The sequence below is a fragment of the Streptomyces olivochromogenes genome (genome assembly GCF_021538895.1).
In the GTDB taxonomy this organism is placed as follows: Bacteria; Actinomycetota; Actinomycetes; order Streptomycetales; family Streptomycetaceae; genus Streptomyces; species Streptomyces olivochromogenes_A.
On sequence record NZ_JADDRL010000188.1, the window covers coordinates 1 to 10540 of the forward strand.

Annotated in this window: 7 protein-coding genes and 1 pseudogene; 1 reads left to right on the forward strand and 7 read right to left on the reverse strand. The window is 72.4% G+C overall.

The genetic code is table 11. From position 1 onward, the window contains the following. The 7 genes and pseudogenes from IPZ69_RS44525 to IPZ69_RS44555 form a co-directional block, all read right to left on the reverse strand. A pseudogene (locus IPZ69_RS44525) lies at positions 1-413 on the reverse strand (hypothetical protein); the annotation flags it as partial. A gap of 58 nt (positions 414-471) precedes the next feature. Next, on the reverse strand, positions 472-1185 hold the full coding sequence (locus IPZ69_RS44530; RefSeq protein WP_235460618.1) for an alpha/beta fold hydrolase: 714 nt from the start codon (positions 1183-1185) through the stop codon (positions 472-474). Further along, positions 1178-1762, reverse strand: coding sequence for a TetR/AcrR family transcriptional regulator (locus IPZ69_RS44535; protein ID WP_235460619.1), 585 nt, complete (start codon positions 1760-1762; stop codon positions 1178-1180). Before IPZ69_RS44535 ends, IPZ69_RS44530 begins: the two co-directional genes overlap by 8 nt. Before the next feature lie 116 nt (positions 1763-1878). After that, positions 1879-4752, reverse strand: a complete 2874-nt coding sequence (locus IPZ69_RS44540) for a glycoside hydrolase family 2 TIM barrel-domain containing protein (RefSeq protein ID WP_235460620.1) — start codon at positions 4750-4752, stop codon at positions 1879-1881. Positions 4753-4791: 39 nt separating this feature from the next. Next, positions 4792-6651 carry a glycoside hydrolase gene (locus IPZ69_RS44545; RefSeq protein ID WP_235460621.1) on the reverse strand — a complete coding sequence of 620 codons (1860 nt, stop codon included), beginning with the start codon at positions 6649-6651 and terminating at the stop codon, positions 4792-4794. 11 nt (positions 6652-6662) lie between these two features. After that, positions 6663-7910: an ROK family protein gene (locus tag IPZ69_RS44550; protein WP_235460622.1), complete on the reverse strand. Its 1248-nt coding sequence runs from the start codon at positions 7908-7910 to the stop codon at positions 6663-6665. A 121-nt stretch (positions 7911-8031) separates the two neighbouring features. Then, positions 8032-9276: an FAD-binding protein gene (locus IPZ69_RS44555; RefSeq protein WP_235460623.1), complete on the reverse strand. Its 1245-nt coding sequence runs from the start codon at positions 9274-9276 to the stop codon at positions 8032-8034. Between the two features lie 124 nt (positions 9277-9400). Between IPZ69_RS44555 and IPZ69_RS44560 the strand changes: the two genes are divergently transcribed. After that, the gene (locus tag IPZ69_RS44560; protein ID WP_235460624.1) at positions 9401-10408 is read left to right on the forward strand and encodes a hydroxyacid dehydrogenase; all 1008 of its coding nucleotides are present in this window, start codon (positions 9401-9403) and stop codon (positions 10406-10408) included. Positions 10409-10540: the final 132 nt, after the last annotated feature.

Genomic DNA, 10540 nt, shown 5'->3' on the forward strand with positions numbered 1-10540 from the left:
AGCCGGCCGCGGACCGGGTCGTCGACCACGGTCACCTGGTCGGCCAGCGCCTCGTAGGTGGCGGCGAACACCCCGGGCAGCGGACCCGGGTCGGCGGTCGCCACGCGGACGGGCACGGCGACGACCCGGGTGGGTCCCGCGGACCGCGTCCGCAGCAGCGCCGCCGCCAGCCAGGCCGCGAGGGCCGTGCCGACCCCGCTGACCAGGGAGACCAGCCACTTGGCCGGGGTTCCGCCGAGGGAGTCGGGCAGTATCCCGAACAGGGCCTGGAAGACGCCGTATCCGGCAGCCGCGCAACCGAGGCTGCCGAGCCAGCCGACGAAACGGGCCGGGGGTGAGTCGCGGTCGTCGGGGGGCGCCGGGTTCGCGCCGTCGGACCTCAAGGGTCCGCGTCCGAGCTGCTGTTGGGACAAGGCGCGCTCCCTCCCCCGGGGTCGCACGTGACCTTCGCGAAGCTTCCAGTCTAAGTGGTCAGCGGTGCCCCTGGGGTGCTTCCGGAACCAGCGTCTCCGCGAGACGGTCGGCGAATTCCACGGGGTGTTCCAGGGTGCCGAGGTGCCCGCCGGGAAACTCGACGAAGGGGCTTGCGACCCGCTCGGCGACCAACTCGGCGGTCCGGTACAGGACCTGACCGCACGAGTCGGAGCCGGCGGCCACCGTGAGACGGGCGGAGGAGAGCGGGCGGTCCGGGGTGTAGGCGGTGAAGGGGCGCAGGACATGGGCGACGAAGACGGCCATGGGGCTGCTCGGGACACCCTCCCCGGACGGCGCATGCCGCTCCAACTGCGAGATGAGATCGGCCCGTTGCCGCACGCCGTCCGACAACAGGGTCACACACGGCGGCTCGTGGGCGACCACGTGCCGCAGCCGAAGCGGGTGCCGGGCCAGCAGGTCGAGGGCCGTGATGCCGCCGGAGCTCGTGCCGAAGACGTACGCCGACTCGCCCGGCGGCAGGACCGCCTCCAGCACCCGCTGGGCGCCGTCGCTCCAGTCCGCCACCCGCTGGTCCGGCACGGGCAGGCCGAGCCGTCCGTGGGCGAGGCCGAGAGGGTCGTACGTCACGACCGTGAAGCGTTCCGCGAGGCGCTCCACCATCGGGCTGAGGCCCATGGGATGCCCGGCGCCGCCCGGCAGGACGAGGAGGACGGGCCCGCTGCCCGTGACGTCGTGGCAGGGCTCAGCCATCGGTCTTCCGCTCCTTCGGCCAGTGGGTGAGCGCGACGTGCAGCGCGTCGATCGCCCGGTCCCAGGAGGCCTGTACGTCACGGGCGGCGCCGAAGCCGCCGGCGGACTCCAGGGCGCAGTAGCCGTGGAAGGTGCTGCGCAGCAGGCGTACCGCGTCGGTGAGGTCGGGTTCGTCGAGGCCGTAGCCGCGCAGCATGCCGTAGGTGAGGTCGGCGGTGCGGCGCAACTCGGGGGAGTCGGCGATCAGTTCCTGGTCGATGCGGATCTGGGTGGCCGCGTAGCGGCCCGGACGCTCCAGGGCGTACGCGCGGTAGGCGCCCGCGAAGGCGGCCAGCGCGTCCTTTCCGGCCCGCCCGGCCACCGCCTCCGCGATCCGGTCGATCAACTCGGCGCCCGCGAACAGCGCGAGCCGGGTGCGCAGGTCCCGCAGGTTCCGCACATGCGAGTACAGGCTCGCGTCCTTCACGCCGAAGCGGCGGGCCAGCGCGGACAGGGTCACGTTCTCGAAGCCGACCTCGTCCGCGAGTTCGGCGGCCGCCGCGACCAGCCGGTCGGCGGTGAGCCCCGCGCGGGCCATACGACACCTCCTGTCCGGGCACCCGCTCGCCGAGTACCCGAACCTAGGGTACCTAGTTAATTTCCTAGGGTGCCTAGGGGGGTGCCCGGCCGCGGGGTCGTCAGGAACGGTGTAGGTCAGCCGGTTTCCGAGAAGACGAACGAGAACTCCGTGGGCTCGGCCCGCAGGTGGTACTGGGGCAGTGGGCCCGGGCCGCAGGACTGTGAGCCGATGCCGTGCTGGCCGTGGTCGAGGTTGACCCACACCGTGTCGGACGGTGCCAGGTCGGTGAGGTGGGCGGCGGCGTCCAGTTGCTCGGTGGTCCAGCGGCGGGCGGTGAACCAGAACTCCGGGTCTCCCTCGATCCGCAGTCCGCCGAGCTCCGCCCAGCGGACGTCGGCGCGGGCGCCGTTCTCCTGGGGACGGACGTACGGCGTCTGCAGGTCGTCGACGGTCGACTGCCAACGGCCGAGCACCGACGCCGTCCTGGTGTCCGGATACGCTTCACCCGGGCCGCCGCCGAACCACCGCACCCGGTCGGCGGCCGACAGTCCGAAGCGGATGCCGAGCCGCGGCAGCGGCACCGTCCAGTGGCCCGCCGGACGCACCGACACGGTCAGCCGGAGACGGCTTCCGTCCGAGGTCCAGCGGTACACCGTGGACAGCCCCAGCTCCCGGGCCGCCGGGGCCACCCGGGTGCGTACCGTCAGCGCGTCGTCGGCCGGCTCCACGGAGTCGAGGCGGTGCCGCATGCGGTGCAGGCCCACCTTGCGCCACAGCAGTCCGTGGCGGGCGTCGGACTGCCAGGCGGCCCCGTCGTCGTTGTCGGTGGTGGCCCGCCACACGTCCAGGCGCAGCCCGGTGACGGCCACGCCGCCGATGGTGCGCAGCGCGCCGGTGCGGGCGTCGAAGGAGGCCGGTCCCAGGGTGATCAGCCCCTCGCCGGGTACGGGCCCGTCGCTCGCGGCGACCGACGGCACCTGCCGTGCCGACACCGGGAACTGGCCCCAGGCGACCACATGGTCCTTCGGCGCCCACGCGGTTCCGTCGGCGGCCAGCGCCCGTACCGTGCCGTGCGTCTCGGCTCCGCCCGGGGCCGCCGGCGGCTGCGGCAGCTTCACGTCGGCCGACTCGCCGGGGGCCAGCGCGGGGACCGCCAGGGCACCCGAATCGACCGTCTCGCCGTCCAGCTGGTACGACCACTCGAAGGTCAGCGCGGACAGATCGGCGAAGTCGTGCCGGTTGGTGACGCGCACGGTGCCGTCAGCGCCGTCCCCCTCGATCCTGACCGGCTCGATCACCTTCTTGTACTCGACGAGCCCCGGGGACGGACGCCGGTCCGGGAACAGCAGACCGTCGCAGACGAAGTTGCCGTCGTGCAGCTCCTCGCCGAAGTCGCCGCCGTACGCGAAGCCGTACCGCTCGTCCTTGATGCCGTGGTCGATCCACTCCCAGACGAAGCCACCCTGGAGCCGCTCGTGGGACTCGAAGATGCGCTGGTAGTCGGCGAGTCCGCCGGGGCCGTTGCCCATGGCGTGCCCGTACTCGCACAGGATGAAGGGGAGTTCACGGCGCCCGTGCGGGCCGCCGTCCAGACCGCGGCCGATCCGTTCGACCTCGGCGTGGCCGGCGTACATCCGTGAATACACGTCCGTGTCACGGCAGTTGATGTCGCTCTCGTAGTGCACGAGCCGGGACGGGTCGCGGTCGTGGATCCACTCGGCCATCGCGGTCAGACCGCGGCCGGTGCCCGCCTCGTTGCCGAGCGACCACATGACGACCGAGGGGTGGTTCTTGTCGCGTTCGACCATGCGGGCGGCACGGTCGAGCAGGGCCGGAGTCCAACGCTCGTCGTCGACCGGGTTGTCCCGCCAGGCCTGCTCGGTGAAGCCGTGGGTCTCCAGGTCGCACTCGTCGACGACCCACAGACCGTACTCGTCGCACAGGTCGAGGAAGGCGGGGTGCGGCGGATAGTGGGAGGTGCGTACCGCGTTGATGTTGTGCCGCTTCATCAGCAGCACGTCCTCGCGCATGGTCTCCAGATCGAGGGCGCGGCCCCGCTGCGGGTGCCATTCGTGCCGGTTGACGCCCTTGAGGAGGACGGGCCTGCCGTTGACCTTGATCAGGCCGTCGGCCAGCTCGACCGTCCGGAAACCGATGCGCAGCGGCACCCGCTCGCCCTCGGTGGCCAGCACCCCGTCGTACAGGCGCGGCGTCTCGGCCGTCCACGGCCGCACCGCGACCGTCGCCGTCTCGCCGGTCGCGAGGTCGATGCCCAGGTCCGGCACGGTCACCCGGCCGTCCGTGTCGGAGTCGACGCGCAGGGTGCCCTCGCCCGTGACGTGGTCGTAGGAGGCGTGCACGAAGAAGTCCAGGGCGCTGCCCGCCGGACGGTGCAGCAGGGTGACGTCACGGAAGATGCCGGGCAGCCACCACTGGTCCTGGTCCTCCAGGTACGAGCCCGCCGACCACTGGTGGACGCGGACGGCGAGGACGTTGCCGGCCGGCTTCAGCAGGTGCCCGACCGCGAACTCGTGCGGTAGCCGGGACCCCTTGAACTCCCCGATGTCCGTGCCGTTCAGCCAGACGCGGGCGCAGGACTCCACGCCGTCGAACCGCAGCACCGCGCCCCCGTCCGCCGGCCAGTCGGAGGGCAGGCCGAAGACGCGCAGATGGTCGCCGGTCGGGTTCTCGGTAGGGACGCGGGGCGGGTCGACGGGGAAGGGGTAGAGGTGGTTGGTGTAGATCGGGGATCCGAACCGGCCCTCGCCCTGGAGGACCCAGTGGCCGGGGACGCGGACCTCGTCCCACGCGCCGGCGTCGTATCCCTCCTCGGCGAAGGAGTCGTCCTGCGCGTCGGCCGTCCGCGACAGCCTGAAGCGCCAGTCGCCGTTCAGGGAGAGGGACGCGGCGTCGGAGGAGGCGTACCAGGCCCGGGGTGGCAGCGCCCCGTTGCCCGGTGAGACGTCCTCGACGTAGTCGGGAGTGGGAGAGGTCGTGCGGAAGGACATCGGTCTCCTAGCTCAGCCCTTGATACCGGTCTTGGGTGACTACTGTCTGGTCCAGGCCTCGTTGCCACCGCCGTCGCAGCTGTAGAGGATCACCCTGCTGCCGTCCGCGGTCGCCTCCCCGCTGACGTCCAGGCACCGCCCCGAGGCCTCGTTGACGATCTGCCCGTTGGAGTTCAGCAGCCAGCGCTGGGTGCCGTCGCCGGTCGCGACGGTCGTCGCGGTCGGACCCGAACTCCCCTCGGTCAGATAGCCGTTGGCGCCCTTGAGCGTGCCCCGGGCGTCGTACGACCACGACTGCCCGGCCGCTCCCGTGCACGAGGCGATGGCCGCGCCCGCGGCGTCGGCGGTCAGGCACTTGCCCGACTGCCTGCCCACCAGCGCGCCGGTCAACGCGGAACTCCCGTGCCCCTTCTGGTCGAAGACGTAGGTCGTGATCGAACGGGCCGCGAGCGTCGCCGCGACCGTACCGCCACGCACGGCGGGTTTCGCGACGTCCGCCCAGCTCTCGTCGGCCGAGGTGCGCACCGCCCTGGCCGCCCGCACCGGCGACTCGCCGTTGAAGTGCAGGTTCAACGCCGTGTCGGTGGTGTTGTGATTGTTCACCACGACCACCCAGGTGCCGTTCCGGTCGTACGTCGACACCTCCACGCCGTCCGGCGCGCCCGTCACGTTGTGCGCGACCGCGCCCGGTTGCACGAACTTGCTGTACTGGCCGAGCGCGTAGTAGCGCTTGGTGAAGTACAGGGTCTGGTTGCCGTTCTTGGCGTAGTTCGGGTCGTAGTAGATCAGGCCGTCGTTCCAGCCGTCGTCGTTGCGCGCGAGCGGGTCGCTGCCGGACATCTCCGACAGCGCGACCCACCACTGGAACGCCGAGTCGTGCGCCGTCGCGAAGTCCTTGTAGACGATGCGGGAGAGGTTCAGCCCGCCGTCGATCGTCGGGTCGTACTCCTGCGCCCAGCCGGTGCCGCCCTTGCCGAAGCAGCAGATCTCCGTCGACCAGGACCGTTTGCCCGCCGCCCGCGCGGTCTCGTGGACCTTCGCCCGGTCGGCGTCGCTCGGGTTGTCGTAGGTGTGGTGGGCGAGCCTGGCGACGTACTGGGCGGTGTCCGGCTGCGAGATCCACTGCGGGACCTCGGAGTTGAACCTGACCGTGCTGGTCGACTCGTCGGCGATGATCGAGGTCCGCTGGTGCCGGGCCCGCTGCTCGGCGCCCAGCGCGCGCACGATGTCGTCGCGCTGGGACGGGTCGACGAGCATGCCCTCCTGGCCGCAGGAGTCGAAGCTGTTCGTCGGCTCGTTGAACGGGCTGATGTAGTCGAGCCGGACGCCCTGGCGGGCGAAGTGGTCGGTGACGTCGGCCACGTACTTCGCGAAGTCCCGCTCGTTCTCGGCCTTCAGGTGGCCGCCGCAGCTCTTGCCGTTGGTCGTCCACCCGGCGGGCGCGCTGTTGACGAAGCCGATCAGGTCCTCGACGCCGTACTTCGCGGCGGCGTACAGGAACGTACGGCCGGCCTCGTCCTTGCTCCAGTCGTAGGAGCCGTCGTCCTTGAGGAAGTCCTCGGGGGCGCGCGGCGCGTAGGTCACGCCGGCTCCGCCGCCGCCGATGTTGTAGCGGTACGCGCTCAGGTCCAGGCCCTCGGCGGAGAACAGGAGTCGGGCCACCCGGGCCTGGACCTTGGGGTCGAAGTGCCGCAGGTCGTTGACCCACCAGGCACCGGAGGCGCCGATGTCGTCGATGGTCTGGGCGGCGTGCGGGGAGACTTCGGCGGCCTCGGGGGAGGCGGCCGAGGAGGGCGGGGCGGACACCAGGGGCCCGGCCACGGCGAGCGCGGCCGCGGCTGCCAGAAGGGCCGTTCTCCTGGTGCGGGGTGTCGTGGAGCGGGGGTGAGTCACGTGCATCCCTTCCGTCGTCATGAAGGCGGTGCGGTACGGCTCCTTGCGTGGGTGGTGCGCTTGGCGCCTGTCCTGTGGCCCACCGACTGCAGGGCGCCCTCCAGCGCGAACGTCGCCGCGCCCAGGGACACCGGGTCGGTGGGGATGGGGGAGAGGACGATCTCGGTGGCGGCCAGCGGCCGCCGCAGCGCGTGCCGGGCGACGGCCGCGCGCACCTCGCCGAGCAGCGGCTCGCCGAGCCTGGCCGCGACCCAGCTGCTGAGCACGACCACTTCGGGGTTGAGGAGGTTGATCAGGTCGGAGATCCCGGCACCCAGGTAACGGGCGGTGTCGCGGACCACCTTGACCGCCACCGGGTCCTGCGCGGCGACCGCGCGGGCCAGGGCGTCGATGGTGGCCGTCTGGTCCCCGGGGTGCAACAGCGTGCTCTGCGCGCTGAGTTCGCGCAGGTTCTGCATGATGCCGGGCGCGCCCACATACGTTTCCACGCAGCCGTGGTTGCCGCAGTGGCACAGCCGTCCGTCCAGGACGAGCGTGGTGTGGCCCCACTCGCCCGCGCTGTTGCTGACGCCCCGGTGCAGCCCCCCGCCGAGCGCGAGCCCGGCGCCGACGCCGGTGCCGAGGTTCACCACCACGGCGTCCCCGCGCCCGCGAGCGGCCCCGAACCACAACTCGGCCACCGCGCAGGCCCGCAGCGGATTGTCCAGATACAGCGGATGGGCGATGTGCTCGGCGAGCAGGTCGAGCAACGGCACGTCGTGCCAGTCCCAGTTGGGCGCGTACACGGAGACGCCCTCGTCGCGGTCCACCTGGCCGGGCACGCTCACCCCGACGCCGAGCACCCGGGCCGCCTCGACCCCCGCCCGCGCGACCACCGAGCCGACGGCCGCGGCCACATGGCCGACCACCTGCTCCGGACGGCTCTCGCCGGGCCGCAGGTCCTCGTCGGCGCGGGCCAGGACGTTCAACGCGAGGTCGAACAACTCGACATGGACGTACGTCTCCGCGATATCGACACCGATCAGGGCGCCGCCCGAGGCGTTGACGGCCACCAGCCCCCGGGGGCGGCCGCCGGCCGAGTCCTCGAAGCCGACCTCGGTGAGCATCCGCAGGTCGAGCAGCTCGCCGACGAGCGTGGCGACCGTGGCCAGGCTCAGCCCGGTGGTGGCGGCCAGCTGCTGCCGGGAGGTGGGCGACTCGGCGATGATCTGGCGCAGCACCTCGTAGCGGTTCGCGGTGCGGATGTCACGTGATGTGCGCTTCACGCGGCTGCCCCTCCCATGCCGTCCGGGCCAGGCCGGGGCGGACGTGTCGGCACCGGCGCCGCGCCAGGCTAGGCGCTGCGGGGGACTTTCGACAAGGGGTTAGGAAAGGGGCTGTGCAAAGTCAGTCATCCAGCACATCCTGCACGAAGGAGTTGGTGAACTTGCCACGGGGGTCGAGTTGTTGGGCCAGCGCGCGGAAGTCCGCCAGGCGTGGATACCGTCCGCGGACCACCTTCGGCGGCACGGTGAACACCTTGCCCCAGTGCGGCCGCGACGCGAAGGCGTCCAGCGCCTCCTCGACCCGGCGCACCACCGGCAGCACCGCCTGCGTGTCCTCGATCCAGGTGAAGTGGAGCGCGACCGAGTCGCGCCCGTGGGCCGGACTGAGCCACTGCTCGTCTGCGGCGACGGCGCGCACCTCGCAGATCCGCAGGACGGGGGAGACCGTCTCCCGGACACCGGCGAGGGCGTGCAGCGCGTCGGATGCGGCCGACCGGGGCAGCAGGTACTCCGACTGGAGCTCGTCGCCGCTGCTCGGTGTGAACTCCGCACGGAAGTGCGGCAGCCGCTCGTGCCAGGGCCCCGGCACCCCGAGCTGCTCGGTGCAGTTGCCGGCGGGCATCCCCGGCACCGGGTGCAGCGCCCGGGTCGCCGGCGTGGCCCACGGGAAGTGCGCGAGCGGCCGGTCGGTGCGCCGCTTCAGCCACACCTGCCCGAAGCCCGGCTCCCGCCAGTCGGTGAACAGGCTCACGCTGTACGCCGCCGCCATCACCGCCCCGAAGTCCAGCCCGGCCAGGGGCAGACCGGTGAACACGTACTGCTCGACCCGGTACGACGGCTCCAGGTCGAGGGTGAGCGCGGTGACCACACCGAGCGCGCCGAGGGAGGTCACGGCGCCGTCGAACCGGGCGTCGCCCCGGGCGACGGTCACCGTCGAGCCGTCCGCGGTCACCAGCTCCACCTCCCGCACGGCCGCGGCGAGCGGGCGGTTGCCGACGCCCGAGCCATGGGTGCCGGTCGCCACCGAGCCGGCCACCGAGATGTGCGGCAGGGACGCCATGGCGGGCAGGGCCAGGCCGTGCGCGTCGACGGCACGGGCGAGTTCGGCGTACCGGACGCCGCCCGAGACCCGTACCGTACGGGCCGTGGTGTCCACGTCGACGACCGGCGGCAGGCCGGCGATCGACAGCAGCAGGCCGTCGTCGCCCGGGTCGGCGATCCGGTTGAAGGAGTGGCCGCTGCCCAGCACCCGTACCCGCGCGCTCCCGGCCACCAGGGCGCGGAGCGCGTCGAGCGTGTCGGGGCGCCCGAACTCCTGGGCCGTGTAGGTGATGTTGCGCGCCCAGTTGGTGACCGTCTGCGTCATCCCTGTCGTCCCTTCCCGAGAATGCCTCTCCGTTGACCCTCTCATTCGCCGCGATCTACCGTGGAGAGCCCGTAGAGAGCGTTTTCCCCCGCGTGTCGCCCCACCCACCCGGAAGGTCACGTCCTTGACCGAGCGTCCCCGCGCCCTGTTCGCCATGACGTCCCGGAACGTGCCGCGCGTCTTTCCGCCGGACGTACTCGCGCGGCTGCGCGCCCGCGTGGACATCGATCCCGCGCTGGTGGCCGAGGACTTCACCGACGCACGGGTACGGGAGGCGCTCGCCCGCACCGAGATCCTGATCACCGGCTGGGGCTGCCCCCGTCTCGACACGCCCGTCCTGGACGCGGCCCCCGCCCTGCGCGCCGTGCTGCACGCGGCCGGCTCGGTCAAGGGCTTCACCACGCCCGAGGTCTGGCGGCGCGGGATCGCGGTCTCCTCGGCCGCCGCCGCCAACGCGCTGCCCGTCGCCGAGTACACCCTCGCGATGATCCTGCTGGCCGGGAAGGACACCTTCGCCCTCCGCGACCGGCTCCGCGCCGACCGGGCCTTCCCCCACGGCGACCTGCTCCCCGGCGTCGGCAACTACGGCCGCCGCGTCGGCCTCGTCGGCGCCTCCCGCGTCGGCCGCCGCCTGATCGAGCTGCTGCGCCCCCACGACCTGCGGGTGAGCCTCACCGACCCGTACGTCGACGAGGCGGAGGCCACCCGGCTGGGCGTACCGCTGCTGGCCCTCGACGAGCTGCTGCGCACCTGCGACATCGTCAGCCTGCACGCCCCGCAGACCCCCGAGACCCGGCACCTCCTCGGCGCCCGCGAGCTGGCGCTGATGCCCGCCGGATCCGTCCTGATCAACACCGCGCGCGGCGCCCTGGTCGACCACGACGCCCTCGTCGGGGAGCTCCGCGCCGGACGCCTGAGCGCCGTCCTCGACGTCACCGACCCCGAACCGCTGCCCGCCGACTCCCCGCTCTACGACCTGCCCAACGCCTTCCTCACCCCTCATCTCGCCGGTTCTCAGGGCAATGAGATGGCCCGGCTCGGCCTGACCGTCGTGGAGGAGGCCGAACGGCTGGTGGGCGGGGGCGAGTTGGCGTACGCGGTCGATCCGGGGGAGCTGGGGCGGGTGGCGTGAGGTGACGGTGCGCGTACGGATTTCGTTGTTTTGGGCGCTCACGGTCGCCGTAATCATCAATTGTCTGGCACTACTCCTGCGATATCGGTACCCTTCGCGGGCATGACCGCCGACGCGCGCCCCGCCGACCAG